At 71.1% G+C, this 15,488-nt stretch carries 15 protein-coding genes; all 15 read left to right on the forward strand.

Features of this window, described 5'->3' with window-relative positions; all coding sequences use genetic code 11:
* Positions 1 to 260: 260 nt before the first annotated feature.
* On the forward strand, positions 261 to 962 hold the full coding sequence (pgsA, locus tag FGW31_RS28875) for a phosphatidylinositol phosphate synthase (RefSeq protein ID WP_142196485.1): 702 nt from the start codon (positions 261 to 263) through the stop codon (positions 960 to 962).
* Positions 959 to 1,903, forward strand: a complete 945-nt coding sequence (locus FGW31_RS28880) for a phosphatidylinositol mannoside acyltransferase (protein ID WP_142196486.1) — start codon at positions 959 to 961, stop codon at positions 1,901 to 1,903. Before pgsA ends, FGW31_RS28880 begins: the two co-directional genes overlap by 4 nt.
* Complete coding sequence (locus FGW31_RS28885) at positions 1,900 to 3,063, forward strand: glycosyltransferase family 4 protein (RefSeq protein WP_142196487.1); 1,164 nt, start codon at positions 1,900 to 1,902, stop codon at positions 3,061 to 3,063. Before FGW31_RS28880 ends, FGW31_RS28885 begins: the two co-directional genes overlap by 4 nt.
* A 60-nt stretch (positions 3,064 to 3,123) precedes the next feature.
* Positions 3,124 to 3,666, forward strand: a complete 543-nt coding sequence (locus FGW31_RS28890; RefSeq protein ID WP_142196488.1) for a LemA family protein — start codon at positions 3,124 to 3,126, stop codon at positions 3,664 to 3,666.
* A 140-nt stretch (positions 3,667 to 3,806) separates the two neighbouring features.
* A complete protein-coding gene (pdxS, locus tag FGW31_RS28895; protein ID WP_093768304.1) occupies positions 3,807 to 4,718 on the forward strand; it encodes a pyridoxal 5'-phosphate synthase lyase subunit PdxS in 912 nt (303 codons plus the stop codon).
* A gap of 7 nt (positions 4,719 to 4,725) precedes the next feature.
* Entirely contained in the window at positions 4,726 to 5,334 is a 609-nt protein-coding gene (pdxT, locus tag FGW31_RS28900) for a pyridoxal 5'-phosphate synthase glutaminase subunit PdxT (RefSeq protein WP_142196489.1), read from the forward strand.
* 48 nt (positions 5,335 to 5,382) lie between these two features.
* Positions 5,383 to 6,135 carry a YebC/PmpR family DNA-binding transcriptional regulator gene (locus FGW31_RS28905; RefSeq protein ID WP_142196490.1) on the forward strand — a complete coding sequence of 251 codons (753 nt, stop codon included), beginning with the start codon at positions 5,383 to 5,385 and terminating at the stop codon, positions 6,133 to 6,135.
* Positions 6,136 to 6,242: 107 nt separating this feature from the next.
* The gene (ruvC, locus tag FGW31_RS28910) at positions 6,243 to 6,809 is read left to right on the forward strand and encodes a crossover junction endodeoxyribonuclease RuvC (RefSeq protein WP_142196491.1); all 567 of its coding nucleotides are present in this window, start codon (positions 6,243 to 6,245) and stop codon (positions 6,807 to 6,809) included.
* The gene (gene ruvA / locus FGW31_RS28915; protein ID WP_142196492.1) at positions 6,806 to 7,411 is read left to right on the forward strand and encodes a Holliday junction branch migration protein RuvA; all 606 of its coding nucleotides are present in this window, start codon (positions 6,806 to 6,808) and stop codon (positions 7,409 to 7,411) included. The genes ruvC and ruvA overlap by 4 nt, the downstream gene beginning before the upstream one ends.
* 28 nt (positions 7,412 to 7,439) lie before the next feature.
* Positions 7,440 to 8,510 (forward strand): Holliday junction branch migration DNA helicase RuvB, encoded by a 1,071-nt coding sequence (gene ruvB / locus FGW31_RS28920; protein ID WP_142196493.1) that lies wholly within the window; start codon positions 7,440 to 7,442, stop codon positions 8,508 to 8,510.
* 165 nt (positions 8,511 to 8,675) lie between these two features.
* On the forward strand, positions 8,676 to 9,173 hold the full coding sequence (gene yajC, locus FGW31_RS28925) for a preprotein translocase subunit YajC (RefSeq protein WP_142196494.1): 498 nt from the start codon (positions 8,676 to 8,678) through the stop codon (positions 9,171 to 9,173).
* 131 nt (positions 9,174 to 9,304) lie between these two features.
* Positions 9,305 to 11,095 carry a protein translocase subunit SecD gene (secD, locus tag FGW31_RS28930; protein WP_142196495.1) on the forward strand — a complete coding sequence of 597 codons (1,791 nt, stop codon included), beginning with the start codon at positions 9,305 to 9,307 and terminating at the stop codon, positions 11,093 to 11,095.
* Between the two features lie 3 nt (positions 11,096 to 11,098).
* Positions 11,099 to 12,211: a protein translocase subunit SecF gene (gene secF / locus FGW31_RS28935; protein ID WP_142196496.1), complete on the forward strand. Its 1,113-nt coding sequence runs from the start codon at positions 11,099 to 11,101 to the stop codon at positions 12,209 to 12,211.
* The gene (locus tag FGW31_RS28940; RefSeq protein WP_142196497.1) at positions 12,208 to 12,756 is read left to right on the forward strand and encodes an adenine phosphoribosyltransferase; all 549 of its coding nucleotides are present in this window, start codon (positions 12,208 to 12,210) and stop codon (positions 12,754 to 12,756) included. The genes secF and FGW31_RS28940 overlap by 4 nt, the downstream gene beginning before the upstream one ends.
* Positions 12,757 to 12,950: 194 nt before the next feature.
* Positions 12,951 to 15,473: a GTP pyrophosphokinase gene (gene relA, locus FGW31_RS28950; RefSeq protein ID WP_142196498.1), complete on the forward strand. Its 2,523-nt coding sequence runs from the start codon at positions 12,951 to 12,953 to the stop codon at positions 15,471 to 15,473.
* Positions 15,474 to 15,488: the final 15 nt, after the last annotated feature.

Genomic DNA, 15,488 nt, shown 5'->3' on the forward strand with positions numbered 1-15,488 from the left:
CGGACCCGCGGAATCCGCGTGCGGTGCGGCTCCGGCGACGCCCGCGGTCATTCGAGCTTTCCACTCCCGTCACGGTGCGTCCATACGAAGGACGTGATCCGGACTCCGGCCCTGATCACGGCGGTGCGGCCGGTCCGGGCCGCGGGCGGCGGTGCGGGCGGCCGGGTGCCACTCCGCCGCGTACGCGCGCGCGTGGCTACGATTGGGCCCGCCGGGTGGCCAGCAGGGGCCACGCGGCCCCACCGACCGTCGGGAAGGCCATGCTGAACAAGTACGCGCGTGCATTCTTCACGCGTGTCCTCACACCGTTCGCCGCGTTTCTCATCCGGCGGGGGGTCAGCCCGGACACGGTCACGCTCATCGGCACCGCCGGAGTGGTCGCGGGCGCGCTGGTCTTCTACCCCAGGGGCGAGTTCTTCTGGGGCACGGTCGTGATCACGCTGTTCGTGTTCTCCGACCTGGTCGACGGCAACATGGCCCGCCAGCTGGGCCGCTCCAGCCGCTGGGGCGCCTTCCTCGACTCCACCCTCGACCGGGTCGCCGACGGAGCGGTCTTCGGCGGCTTCGCCCTGTGGTACGCGGGCAACGGTGACGACAACGTCCTGTGCGCCGTCTCGATCTTCTGCCTGGCCAGCGGCCAGGTGGTGTCGTACACCAAGGCGCGCGGCGAGTCGATCGGGCTGCCGGTCGCCGTGAACGGGCTGGTCGAGCGGGCCGAGCGGCTGGTGGTCTCGCTGGTCGCGGCCGGTCTCGCGGGCCTGCACGCGTTCGGTGTGCCCGGCATCCAGTACCTGCTGCCGGTGGCCCTGTGGATCGTGGCCGTCGGCAGCCTGGTCACGCTGATCCAGCGGGTCGTCACCGTGCGCCGGGAGTCCGCCGAGGCCGAGGCGGCCGACGCGGAGGCCGCCGACGCGGAGGCCGCCGGACGGCAGGAGACCCGGGGGAGCGAAGCCGCGAAGTGAGCGCACAACAGCGGCTGACCGACGCCCTGTACGGCGCCGGCTGGGGCACGGTCAAGCGCCTGCCCGAGCCGGTGGCCGTCCGCCTCGGCCGGACCATCGCCGACCTCGCCTGGAAGCAGCGCGGCGCGGGCGTGCAGCGGCTGGAGCGCAACTACGCGCGGGTGGTGCCGGGCGCCACGCCCGAGCGGCTCGCCGAACTGTCCCGAGCGGGCATGCGGTCCTACCTGCGCTACTGGATGGAGTCCTTCCGGCTGCCGGCCTGGAGCGCCGAGCGCATCGCGGCCGGCCTCGACCTCAAGGACCTGCACCACCTGACCGACGGCATGGCGGCCGGCAAGGGCGTGATCGCCGCGCTGCCGCACCTCGCCAACTGGGACCTGGCCGGCGCCTGGGTCACCACCAAGCTCGGCATACCGTTCACCACCGTCGCCGAACGCCTCAAGCCGGAGACGCTGTACGACCGGTTCGTCGCCTACCGCGAGGGCCTCGGCATGGAGGTGCTGCCGCACAACGGCGGCTCCGCCTTCGGCACCCTGGCCCGGCGGCTGCGCGACGGCGGACTGGTCTGCCTGGTCGCCGACCGCGACCTGTCCGCCTCCGGCGTCGAGGTCGACTTCTTCGGCGAGAGGGCCCGGATGCCGGCCGGCCCCGCCCTCCTCGCCCAGCACACCGGGGCCCGGCTGCTGCCGGTCACCCTCTGGTACGACGACTCACCCGTCATGCGCGGACGCCTGCTCCCACCGGTCGAGGTCCCCGAGTCAGGTACCCGCTCCGAGAAGACGTCTGCCATGACACAGGCGCTGGCCGACGCCTTCGCCACGGGAATCGCCGAGCATCCGGAGGACTGGCACATGCTGCAGCGCCTGTGGACCGCGGACCTCGATCCCGCCCGGGATCCCGCGACGGCGGCTTCCCAGCAGGACCGGAAGGGGACCTCGTGAGGATCGGCATCGTCTGCCCGTACTCCTGGGACGTGCCGGGCGGCGTCCAGTTCCACATCCGGGACCTGGCCGAGTACTTCATCCGGCTCGGACACGAGGTGTCCGTCCTCGCCCCGGCCGACGACGACACCCCGCTGCCGCCGTACGTCGTCTCGGCGGGCCGCGCGGTGCCGGTGCCGTACAACGGGTCGGTGGCCCGGCTGAACTTCGGCTTCCTGTCGGCCGCGCGGGTGCGGCGCTGGCTGCACGACGGCGCCTTCGACGTCGTCCACATCCACGAGCCGACCTCGCCCTCGCTCGGCCTGCTGACCTGCTGGGCGGCCGAGGGCCCGATCGTCGCCACCTTCCACACGTCCAACCCGCGCTCCCGCGCGATGATCGCCGCGTACGCGATCCTCCAGGCGGCCCTGGAGAAGATCAGCGCGCGGATCGCGGTGAGCGAGTACGCCCGCCGCACCCTCGTGGAGCACCTCGGCGGGGACGCGGTGGTCATCCCGAACGGCGTCGACGTCGACTTCTTCGCCGAGGCCGAGCCCAGACCGGAGTGGCAGGGCGACACCATCGGCTTCATCGGCCGCATCGACGAGCCCCGCAAGGGCCTGCCGGTGCTGATGAAGGCCCTGCCCAAGATCCTCGCCGCCCGCCCGCAGACCCGGCTGCTGGTCGCCGGCCGGGGCGACGAGGAGGAGGCGGTGGAGTCGCTGCCGAAGGAGCTGCGATCGCGCGTGGAGTTCCTCGGCATGATCAGCGACGAGGACAAGGCCCGTCTGCTGCGCAGCGTCGACGTGTACGTGGCGCCCAACACCGGCGGCGAGAGCTTCGGCATCATCCTCGTCGAGGCCATGTCCGCCGGCGCGCCGGTGCTCGCCTCGGACCTCGACGCGTTCGCCCAGGTGCTCGACCGGGGTGCCGCCGGTGAACTCTTCGCCAACGAGGACGCCGACGCGCTCGCCGAGGCGGCCGTACGGCTCCTCGCCGACCCCGAGCGCCGCGCGGAGCTGCGCGAACACGGCAGCGCCCATGTGCGCCGCTTCGACTGGTCCACGGTCGGCGCGGACATCCTGTCGGTCTACGAGACGGTCACCGCCGGCGCGGCGGCGGTCGCGGCCGACGACCGCGCCACGGGACTGCGGGCCCGGTTCGGCCTGGCCCGCGACTGACGGCCGGGCCGCGGCCCCGATGGACGGCGGCCGCGGCCCGCGGTACTAGCCTTTTCGCCCGTGACCGCAACCCTGATCTGGATCCTCGTCGCCCTCGTCGCGACCGGCCTCTACCTGAGCTGGACCGCGGGGCGGCTGGACCGGCTGCACGCCCGTATCGACGCCGCCCGTGCCGCCCTCGACGCGCAGCTGCTGCGCCGCGCCTCGGTGGCGCAGGAACTGGCCACCTCCGGCGTGCTCGACCCGGCCGCCTCGATCGTGCTGTACGAGGCGGCGCACGCCGCACGGCAGGCCGTGGAGGAACAGCGCGAGGTCGCCGAGAGCGAACTGAGCCAGGCGCTGCGCGCGGTCTTCGCCGACGCGCCGCAGGTCGACGCGGTCCGGGAGGCGCCCGGGGGAGAGGACGCGGCCCTGGAGCTGGCCGAGGCGGTCCGCCGGGTGCCGATGGCGCGCCGCTTCCACAACGACGCCGTACGGGCCGCGCGGGCGCTGCGCCGGCACCGCAAGGTGCGCTGGTTCCGGCTGGCGGGACACGCGCCCTTCCCGATGGCCTTCGAGATGGACGACGAGCCGCCGGCCGCGCTGGTCGAGCGGGCCGCGTAGAGACGGTTTCCGGCCACCCTCGGGACGGAAGCCGACCGAAAAGGATCCACCGGCTTCCCATTGGCCCTTGCTGTGGACTGGTCCGTTCACGTTTCCTCGGTGCTGCAGAAACCCCCTCTTTCCCCTCAGCGAGGTCATTCGTGTCCAGCACGCTCTCCGAAAACCAGGGTCCCGAGACCGGCACCGCGCGCGTCAAGCGCGGCATGGCCGAGCAGCTCAAGGGCGGCGTGATCATGGACGTCGTCACGCCGGAGCAGGCGAAGATCGCCGAGGATGCCGGTGCCGTCGCCGTCATGGCCCTGGAGCGGGTCCCGGCCGACATCCGCAAGGACGGCGGCGTGGCCCGCATGTCCGACCCGGACATGATCGAGGGCATCATCGACGCGGTCTCCATCCCCGTGATGGCCAAGTCCCGCATCGGCCACTTCGTCGAGGCCCAGGTGCTGCAGTCGCTCGGCGTCGACTACATCGACGAGTCCGAGGTCCTCACCCCGGCCGACGAGGTCAACCACTCCGACAAGTGGGCGTTCACCACGCCGTTCGTCTGCGGCGCCACCAACCTCGGCGAGGCCCTGCGCCGTATCGCCGAGGGCGCGGCGATGATCCGCTCCAAGGGCGAGGCCGGCACCGGCAACGTCGTGGAGGCCGTGCGCCACCTGCGCCAGATCAAGAACGAGATCGCCCGTCTGCGCGGCTACGACAACCACGAGCTGTACGCCGCCGCCAAGGAGCTGCGCGCCCCCTACGAGCTGGTCAAGGAGGTCGCCGAACTCGGCAAGCTCCCCGTGGTGCTGTTCTCCGCCGGCGGCGTGGCCACCCCGGCCGACGCCGCGCTGATGCGCCAGCTCGGCGCCGAGGGCGTCTTCGTCGGCTCCGGCATCTTCAAGTCCGGCGACCCGGCCAAGCGCGCCGCCGCCATCGTCAAGGCCACCACCTTCTACGACGACCCGAAGATCATCGCGGACGCGTCCCGCAACCTCGGCGAGGCCATGGTCGGCATCAACTGCGACACCCTCCCCGAGGCCGAGCGCTACGCCAACCGCGGCTGGTGACCCACCCGTGAGCGAAGCACCTGTCATAGGCGTCCTGGCCCTCCAGGGCGACGTACGGGAGCACCTCGTCGCCCTGGCCGCGGCCGACGCCGTGGCCAGGCCGGTGCGGCGTCCCGAGGAACTCGCCGAGGTCGACGGCCTGGTCGTCCCCGGCGGCGAGTCCACCACGATCTCCAAGCTGGCCGTCCTGTTCGGCCTGATGGAACCCCTCCGCACACGCGTACGCGAGGGCATGCCCGTCTACGGCACCTGCGCCGGCCTGATCATGCTCGCCGACAAGATCCTCGACCCGCGCTCCGGGCAGGAGACCATCGGCGGCATCGACATGATCGTGCGCCGCAACGCCTTCGGACGGCAGAACGAGTCCTTCGAGGCGGCGGTCGACGTCAAGGGCGTCACCGGCGACCCGGTGGAGGGCGTCTTCATCCGCGCCCCCTGGGTCGAGTCCGTCGGCGCGGGGGCCGAGGTGCTCGCCGAGCACGACGGCCACATCGTCGCGGTCCGCCAGGGCAACGCGCTGGCCACGTCGTTCCACCCGGAACTGACCGGCGACCACCGGGTGCACGGTCTGTTCGTCGACATGGTGCGCGCGAACCGGGCAGCCGAGTCCTTGTAGGATTCCTGCGTTCGTTGCAGAGATGGGTTACGCGAAGGAGACAGGCAGATGTCCGGCCACTCTAAATGGGCCACGACGAAGCACAAGAAGGCCGTGATCGACGCCAAGCGCGGCAAGCTCTTCGCGAAGCTCATCAAGAACATCGAGGTCGCGGCCCGCATGGGCGGCGCCGACCCCGACGGCAACCCGACGCTGTACGACGCCATCCAGAAGGCCAAGAAGCAGTCGGTCCCGAACAAGAACATCGACTCCGCGGTCAAGCGCGGCGCGGGCCTGGAGGCCGGCGGCGCCGACTACGAGACGATCATGTACGAGGGCTACGGTCCGAACGGTGTCGCGGTGCTCATCGAGTGCCTCACCGACAACCGCAACCGCGCCGCCTCCGACGTCCGTGTCGCGATGACCCGCAACGGCGGCTCCATGGCCGACCCGGGCTCGGTGTCGTACCTGTTCAACCGCAAGGGCGTGGTGATCGTCCCCAAGGGCGAGCTGACCGAGGACGACGTTCTCACCGCCGTCCTGGACGCGGGCGCCGAGGAGGTCAACGACCTCGGCGAGAACTTCGAGGTCATCAGCGAGGCCACCGACCTGGTCGCGGTCCGCACCGCCCTCCAGGACGCCGGCATCGACTACGAGTCCGCCGACGCCAACTTCGTCCCGACCATGCAGGTCGAGCTGGACGAGGAGGGCGCCAAGAAGATCTTCAAGCTGATCGACGCCCTGGAGGACAGCGACGACGTGCAGAACGTCTTCGCCAACTTCGACGTCAGCGACGAGATCATGGAGAAGGTCGACGCGTAGCGCGCCCTCTGCTCGGCGGGCCGGCGGGACACACCCCGTCGGCCCGCCGCTTTGTCAGTGGCACCCGATAGCCTGCACAAACAGGTGATCGAGGAAGGGGGCGGCGCGTGCGCGTACTGGGGGTGGACCCGGGGCTGACCCGCTGCGGCGTGGGAGTCGTGGAGGGTGTCGCGGGCAGACCGCTCACCATGCTCGGCGTGGGAGTGGTGCGCACACCGGCGGACGCCGACCTCGGCCACCGCCTCGTCGCCGTCGAACAGGGCCTCGAACAGTGGCTGGACGAGCACCGGCCCGAGTTCGTCGCCGTGGAGCGCGTCTTCAGCCAGCACAACGTCCGCACGGTGATGGGCACCGCCCAGGCCAGCGCCGTCGCCATCCTGTGCGCCTCCCGCCGCGGCATCCCCGTCGCCCTGCACACCCCGAGCGAGGTCAAGGCCGCCGTCACCGGCTCGGGCCGCGCCGACAAGGTGCAGGTCGGCGCCATGGTCACCCGCCTGCTGCGGCTGGACGCGCCACCGAAACCGGCCGACGCCGCCGACGCCCTCGCCCTCGCCATCTGCCACATCTGGCGCGCCCCCGCCCAGAACCGGCTCCAGCGGGCCGTCGCCCTGCACACCGCGAAAGCACCCCAGTCACCGAACGCCCCGCACGCATCGAAAGGCCGTACGGCATGATCGCCTTCGTCAGCGGCACGGTCGCCGCCCTCGCTCCCGACGCCGCGGTGATCGAGGTCGGCGGGGTCGGCATGGCCGTCCAGTGCACGCCGAACACCCTCTCCACGCTCCGCGTCGGACAGCCCGCCAAGCTCGCCACCTCCCTCGTGGTGCGCGAGGACTCCCTGACCCTGTACGGCTTCGCCGACGACGACGAACGCCAGGTCTTCGAGCTCCTGCAGACCGCCAGCGGCGTCGGACCCCGGCTCGCTCAGGCGATGCTCGCCGTGCACACCCCCGACGCCCTGCGCCGAGCCGTCTCCGCCGGGGACGAGAAGGCGCTGACCGCCGTCCCCGGCATCGGCAAGAAGGGCGCCCAGAAGCTGCTCCTCGAACTGAAGGACCGCCTCGGCGAGCCCGTCGGCGCACCCGCCGTCGGCCGGCCGGTCACCACCGGCTGGCGCGACCAGCTGCACGCGGCCCTGATCGGCCTCGGGTACGCGACCCGCGAGGCCGACGAGGCCGTGTCCGCCGTGGCGCCCCAGGCGGAGGCCGCCGAGGGCACCCCCCAGGTGGGCCACCTGCTGAAGGCGGCCCTGCAGACGCTGAACCGCGCCCGATAGCCCGTACGGAGAGCTGAGGCATACGCACATGAACTGGGACGACGAGACCGACACGTCCGCCGCCGAGCGGCTGGTGGGCTCCGTCGCCGACCGCGAGGACCAGGCCGTGGAGGCCGCTCTGCGTCCCAAGGACCTCGGCGAGTTCATCGGTCAGGAGAAGGTCCGCGAGCAGCTCGACCTGGTGCTGCGCGCCGCCCGGGCGCGCGGCGCCACCGCCGACCACGTGCTGCTCTCCGGAGCCCCCGGCCTCGGCAAGACCACCCTGTCGATGATCATCGCGGCCGAGATGGAAGCCCCGATCCGCATCACCTCCGGCCCGGCCATCCAGCACGCCGGCGACCTCGCGGCGATCCTCTCCTCCCTCCAGGAGGGCGAGGTCCTCTTCCTCGACGAGATCCACCGCATGTCCCGGCCCGCCGAGGAGATGCTCTACATGGCGATGGAGGACTTCCGCGTCGACGTCATCGTCGGCAAGGGCCCCGGCGCCACCGCCATCCCCCTCGAGCTGCCGCCGTTCACCCTGGTCGGCGCCACCACGCGGGCCGGTCTGCTGCCGCCCCCGCTGCGCGACCGCTTCGGCTTCACCGCGCACATGGAGTTCTACGAGCCGGCCGAGCTGGAGCGGGTCGTGCACCGCTCGGCGAGCCTGCTCGACGTGGAGATCGACCCGGCCGGCGCCGCCGAGATCGCCGGCCGCTCCCGCGGCACCCCCCGCATCGCCAACCGCCTGCTGCGCCGCGTCCGCGACTACGCGCAGGTCAAGGCCGACGGCCGGATCACCAGGGACATCGCGGCGGCGGCGCTCGCGGTCTACGAGGTCGACGCCCGCGGCCTGGACCGGCTGGACCGGGCGGTGCTGGAGGCGCTGCTCAAGCTGTTCGGCGGCGGTCCGGTCGGCCTGTCCACGCTCGCTGTCGCGGTGGGGGAGGAGCGTGAGACCGTGGAGGAGGTCGCCGAGCCGTTCCTGGTCCGGGAGGGCCTGCTCGCCCGCACCCCGCGCGGCCGGGTCGCCACCCCGGCGGCATGGGCGCACCTGGACCTGACCCCGCCCCGACCGCAGTCCGCCGGAAACGGACAAGGGGACTTGTTCGGGGCGTGACGGCGAGGACGATGGCCCGGGCAGGAACCCCGGTGCCATGCTGAGCGTTGTTCCCTGCGCGCGGACTCGCTTAGACTCCGCCGATGCCACCGTTGTCGGCGGCATCACATACCCCCAACCATCAGGCCGTTCACCATCGCGGTCGTGTGAAGGAAGTTCCGACCCGTGAGTCTCCTGACCCTCCTCCCGTTCATTGTGCTCATCGGGGCCATGTTCCTGATGACCCGGTCGGCCAAGAAGAAGCAGCAAGAGGCCATCCAGATGCGGAACCAGATGCAGCCCGGTTCCGGCGTCCGCACCATCGGGGGCATGTACGCCACGGTCAAGGAGGTCAACGAGGACACGGTCCTCCTCGACGCCGGCCCGGGTGTGGAGCTGCTGTTCGCCAAGAACTCGATCGGTGCCGTCCTGACCGACGACGAGTACAACCGCATCGTCCACGGCATCGAGCACGATCTGAAGTCCGACGCCGACGTCGTTCCCGACGACGCCTCCTCCCTCACCGAGACCGACGACTCCTCCGACGCTGCCGCCGCCTCCGACGACACGCCTGTCGACCTCGGCAAGAAGGACGCGGCCGACGAGCCGGCCGACGCCGACACCGACGGGGCGAAGGCGGACGCACAGCCGAAGAAGTCCGACGGCGACTCCGAGGCGAAGTAGTCGTGTCCCGGGGCGCGCGGGTGCTGCCCGCGCGCCCCGGGACATGCCCAGCTCGCACGGAATCCCGACACCATGTCATGGCCGCCCGCCCGTGACCCGGCGCGAGGCGGCCCGAGAGGGAGTACGAGAAGGTGGCAGCACCTAAAAAGGGCAAGAACGCGAGCGTCCAGAGCAAGCCCTGGCGCTCGCTTGCCCTGATTCTGATCGCCATCGTGGCGCTCACCGGCGGCATGTTCGCGTCCGGGCACACCACTCCGCGTCTCGGCATCGACCTGGCCGGTGGTACGAGCATCACGCTGGCAGCGGTCCCCGAGGCCGGCCAGGAGTCCGCGATCAACAAGACCAACATGGACACGGCCGTCTCCATCATGGAGCGCCGCGTCAACGGTCTTGGCGTCTCCGAGGCCGAGGTCCAGACACAGGGCACCCGCAACATCATCGTCAACATTCCCAAGGGCACGAACTCCAAGCAGGCCCGGGAACAGGTAGGCACCACCGCGAAGCTGTACTTCCGTCCCGTCATCGCCACCGAACTCGCCGGTGGCGGCGCCGCTCCCACGCCCAGCGCCACCGGTGACGGCTCGGAGCAGGACTCCGGCAAGGACAAGGCGACCGACAAGGACACGGAGAAGGCCACCGACGGCGCCTCCCCGTCCGCCTCCGGCAGCCCCTCGGCGAGCGCCACCACCCAGGGCCGCGCGGTCACCGACGCCCTGAAGGCCGACGAGACGCCGACCGGCTCCCCGAGCGGCGCGGCCGACGACAAGGCGAGCCCTTCCCCCTCCGCGACCGGTGGCACCTCCGGCGACTCGGAGAGCGAACTCCAGGCCCAGTACGCCGCGCTCGACTGCACCAAGGAGAGCGTCCGCGCCACGGCCGGCGACGGCGCCAAGTCCAGCGAGTCGACCGTGGCCTGCGGCCAGAACTCCCAGGGCCAGTGGCAGAAGTACATCCTCGGCCCGGCCGCCGTCGACGGCACCGACGTCGACAAGGCCCAGGCCGTCCTGAACACGCAGACCGGTGCCGGCTGGACCGTCACCATGGACTTCACGGACAAGGGCGCCAAGAAGTTCGCGGACATCACCGGCCAGCTCGCGCAGAAGCAGTCCCCGCAGAACCAGTTCGCCATCGTCCTGGACGGCGAGGTCGTCTCCGACCCGTACGTCAGCCAGGCGCTGACCGGCGGCAACGCCGAGATCTCCGGCAACTTCACCCAGCAGTCGGCGCAGGAACTGTCCAACATGCTGTCCTACGGCGCGCTGCCGCTGACCTTCCGCGAGGACAGCGTCACCACCGTCACCGCCGCGCTCGGCGGCGAGCAGCTGGAGGCCGGCCTGATCGCCGGTGCCATCGGCCTCGCGCTCGTCGTCCTCTACCTGCTGGTCTACTACCGCGGCCTGTCCTTCATCGCGGTCCTGTCGCTGCTGGTGTCCGCCGCCCTCACCTACGTGATCATGTCGCTGCTCGGCCCGACCATCGGCTTCGCGCTGAACCTGCCGGCCGTCTGCGGTGCCATCGTCGCGATCGGCATCACGGCGGACTCGTTCATCGTGTACTTCGAGCGGGTCCGGGACGAGATCCGCGAGGGCCGCACCCTGCGTCCCGCCGTGGAGCGGGCCTGGCCCCGCGCCCGGCGCACCATCCTGGTGTCGGACTTCGTGTCGTTCCTCGCCGCCGCCGTGCTCTTCGTCGTCACCGTCGGCAAGGTTCAGGGCTTCGCGTTCACGCTCGGCCTGACCACCGTGCTCGACGTCGTCGTGGTGTTCCTGTTCACCAAGCCGCTGCTGACGCTGATGGCCCGCCGGAAGTTCTTCGCGAGCGGCCACAAGTGGTCCGGTCTCGACCCGAAGGCCCTGGGCGCCAAGCCGCCGCTGCGCCGCACCCGTCGTCCCTCCGCCCCTGCCCAGACGAAGGAGGCGTGAGAGATGTCGAAACTCGGCAGCCTCGGCGCCCGACTGCACCACGGCGAGGTCGGCTACGACTTCGTCAAGAACCGCAAGATCTGGTACGGCATCTCCATCCTGATCACCATCACGGCCATCGTCGGCCTGGCGGTGCGCGGCCTGCACATGGGCATCGAGTTCCAGGGCGGAGCGGTCTTCACCACCCCGAAGAACATGAGCGTCTCGGTCGCCAAGGCCGAGGAGTACGCGGAGGAAGCCTCCGGTCACGACGCCATCGTCCAGAAGCTGGGCGACGGCAGCATGCGCATCCAGGTCGCGGGCATCGACACCAACACCTCGGACAAGATCAAGGACACGCTCGCCGAGGACCTCAAGGTCGACGCCGAGCAGATCAACGCCGAACTGGTCGGGCCCAGTTGGGGTGAGCAGATCGCCAACAAGGCCTGGCAGGGCCTCGGCATCTTCCTCATCCTGGTCGTGATCTACCTGGCGATCGCCTTCGAGTGGCGCATGGCGCTCGCCGCGTTCGTCGCGCTGATCCACGACATCACCATCACCGTCGGCATCTACGCCCTCGTCGGCTTCGAGGTCACCCCGGGCACGGTGATCGGTCTGCTCACCATCCTCGGCTACTCGCTGTACGACACGGTCGTCGTCTTCGACAGCCTCAAGGAACAGACGAGAGACATCACCAAGCAGACCCGCTGGACCTACAGCGAGATCGCCAACCGCTCCATCAACAGCACCCTGGTCCGCTCCATCAACACCACGGTGGTCGCGCTGCTGCCCGTGGCGGGCCTGCTGTTCATCGGTGGCGGTGTGCTCGGCGCCGGCATGCTCAACGACATCTCGCTGTCGCTGTTCGTCGGCCTCGCCGCCGGCGCGTACTCCTCGATCTTCATCGCCACCCCGCTCGTCGCCGACCTCAAGGAGCGCGAGCCGGCGATGAAGTCGCTGAAGAAGCGCGTGCTGGCCAAGCGGGCCCAGACGGGCACCACGGGCGAGTCCGAGGACGTCGCGGTCTCCGACGAGGAGTACGGCGACGAGCCCGAGGACGCGGCGCCCGCGGTCGTCGGACCGCGCGACCGGCAGACCTCCCGCGGCCGCGGCCGTCCCTCCGGGAAGCGCCGATGACCGAGCTGACCGACCTCTCGACCCTGCTGCTCAGCCGCATCCGGGACGTGGCGGACCACCCGGAGCCGGGCGTGATGTTCAAGGACATCACCCCGCTCCTGGCCGACCCCGCGGCGTTCTCCGCGCTCAGCGACGCACTGGCCGACATCGCCCGGGACACCGGCGCCACCAAGGTCGTCGGCCTGGAGGCCCGGGGCTTCATCCTCGGCGCCCCGGCCGCCGTCCGCGCGGGCGTCGGCTTCATCCCGGTACGCAAGGCGGGCAAGCTCCCCGGAGCGACCCTCAGCCAGGCCTACGACCTGGAGTACGGCTCCGCCGAGATCGAGGTGCACGCGGAGGATCTGAGCGCCGGCGACCGCGTCCTGGTCGTCGACGACGTCCTCGCCACCGGTGGCACCGCCGAGGCGTCCCTCCAGCTCATCCGCAGGGCGGGCGCCCAGGTCGCGGGCCTCGCCGTGCTGATGGAACTCGGCTTCCTCGGCGGCCGGGCCCGTCTCGAACCGGCCCTCGCCGGGGCCCCGCTCAAGGCGCTGCTCACCATCTGACCGGCCGCGGCACGGGCGCGAAGCCCCTCTGCCGCACCACGCGGGCGGACCCGGAGGAATCCGGTGTCCGCCTCGTGCGTTTCGCGGGTAGACGGTCCTCACACCGCTCCGGAGGCGATGCGCGGGCGGGGGATCGCTACCATGGGTTCTCCGGAGCCTGACCGGGGGACCCGGATCGCGCACGAGGAGCCCTCTTGCCAGACGAGGCCCAGCACCTGACCGCCGCCAAGCCCGAGTCCGCCTCGGCGGCGGCGAAGCCAGCGCCGACCGCGCCCCAGGCGAAGAACGACACCCGCGGGCCGGTCCAGCACGCCCAGGCCGCCCCCGTCGACAAGCCCGAGCAGCCGCGCCCCAAGCCCGTCCCGCCCGAGCGCGGCAACCCCGTCCGCCCGAACACCGGACAGCCCGCCCGCTCCGGCTCCTCCAACCGCGTCCGCGCCCGCCTCGCCCGTCTCGGCGTCCAGCGCGCGAACCCGTACAACCCGGTGCTGGAGCCGCTGCTGCGGATCGTGCGCAGCAACGACCCCAAGATCGAGAACGCCACGCTGCGCCAGATCGAGAGCGCCTACCAGGTCGCCGAGCGCTGGCACCGCGGCCAGAAGCGCAAGAGCGGCGACCCGTACATCACGCACCCGCTCGCCGTCACCACCATCCTCGCCGAGCTCGGCATGGACCCGGCCACGCTGATGGCCGGGCTGCTGCACGACACGGTGGAGGACACCGAGTACGGCCTGGAGCAGCTCCGCCGCGACTTCGGCGACACCGTCGCCCTCCTCGTCGACGGCGTCACCAAGCTCGACAAGGTCAAGTTCGGCGAGGCCGCGCAGGCCGAGACCGTGCGCAAGATGGTCGTCGCCATGGCCAAGGACCCGCGCGTCCTGGTCATCAAGCTCGCCGACCGCCTGCACAACATGCGCACCATGCGCTACCTCAAGCGGGAGAAGCAGGAGAAGAAGGCGCGCGAGACCCTGGAGATCTACGCGCCGCTCGCCCACCGCCTGGGCATGAACACCATCAAGTGGGAGCTGGAGGACCTCGCCTTCGCGATCCTCTACCCCAAGATGTACGACGAGATCGTCCGCCTGGTCGCCGAGCGCGCCCCCAAGCGCGACGAGTACCTCGCCATCGTCACCGACGAGGTGCAGCAGGACCTGCGGGCGGCCCGCATCAAGGCGACCGTCACCGGCCGCCCGAAGCACTACTACAGCGTCTACCAGAAGATGATCGTCCGCGGCCGTGACTTCGCGGAGATCTACGACCTGGTGGGCATCCGCGTCCTGGTGGACACCGTCCGCGACTGCTACGCGGCCCTCGGCACGGTGCACGCGCGATGGAACCCGGTCCCCGGCCGGTTCAAGGACTACATCGCGATGCCCAAGTTCAACATGTACCAGTCGCTGCACACGACGGTCATCGGCCCCGGCGGCAAGCCCGTCGAACTGCAGATCCGCACGTTCGACATGCACCGCCGCGCCGAGTACGGCATCGCCGCGCACTGGAAGTACAAGCAGGAGGCCGTCGCCGGCGCGTCCAAGATCCGCACGGACGCCCCCAAGTCGTCCGGCAAGGACAAGGACGCCATCAACGACATGGCGTGGCTGCGGCAGTTGCTGGACTGGCAGAAGGAGACCGAGGACCCGGGCGAGTTCCTGGAGTCGCTGCGCTTCGACCTGTCCCGCAACGAGGTCTTCGTCTTCACCCCCAAGGGCGACGTCATAGCGCTCCCCGCGGGTGCCACCCCGGTCGACTTCGCGTACGCGGTGCACACCGAGGTCGGCCACCGCACCATAGGGGCCCGCGTCAACGGCCGCCTCGTACCGCTCGAATCCACCCTCGACAACGGCGACCTGGTGGAGGTCTTCACCTCCAAGGCGGCCGGCGCCGGCCCCTCCCGGGACTGGCTGGGCTTCGTCAAGTCGCCGCGCGCCCGCAACAAGATCCGCGCCTGGTTCTCCAAGGAGCGCCGCGACGAGGCGATCGAGCAGGGCAAGGACGCCATCGTCCGCGCGATGCGCAAGCAGAACCTGCCGATCCAGCGGATCCTCACCGGCGACTCCCTGGTCACGCTGGCGCACGAGATGCGCTACTCCGACATCTCCGCGCTGTACGCGGCGATCGGCGAGGGCCATGTCTCCGCGCAGAACATCGTGCAGAAGCTGGTCCAGGCGCTCGGCGGCGAGGAAGCGGCCACCGAGGAGATCGACGAGACGGTCCCGCCGGCCCGCGGCCGCAGCCGCAAGCGCCGCGCCAGCGCCGACCCGGGCGTCATCGTCAAGGGCGTCGAGGACGTGTGGGTGAAGCTGGCCCGCTGCTGCACGCCGGTGCCCGGCGACCCGATCATCGGCTTCGTGACCCGCGGCAGTGGCGTATCGGTTCACCGCAGCGACTGCGTCAACGTCGACTCGCTGTCCCGCGAGCCCGAACGCATCCTCGAGGTCGAGTGGGCGCCCACCCAGTCCTCGGTGTTCCTGGTCGCCATCCAGGTGGAGGCACTGGACCGCTCACGCCTGCTGTCGGACGTCACCCGCGTGCTGTCCGACCAGCACGTCAACATCCTCTCCGCGGCCGTCCAGACCTCCCGCGACCGTGTGGCCACCTCCCGGTTCACCTTCGAGATGGGCGACCCGAAGCACCTCGGCCACGTCCTGAAGGCCGTACGGGGCGTGGAGGGCGTCTACGACGTCTACCGCGTGACGTCCGCCCGCAACCGCTCGTAGCAGCCCACCGACGGC

Origin of the sequence: Streptomyces calvus (genome assembly GCF_006782915.1) — a bacterium.
GTDB lineage: Bacteria > Actinomycetota > Actinomycetes > Streptomycetales > Streptomycetaceae > Streptomyces > Streptomyces calvus.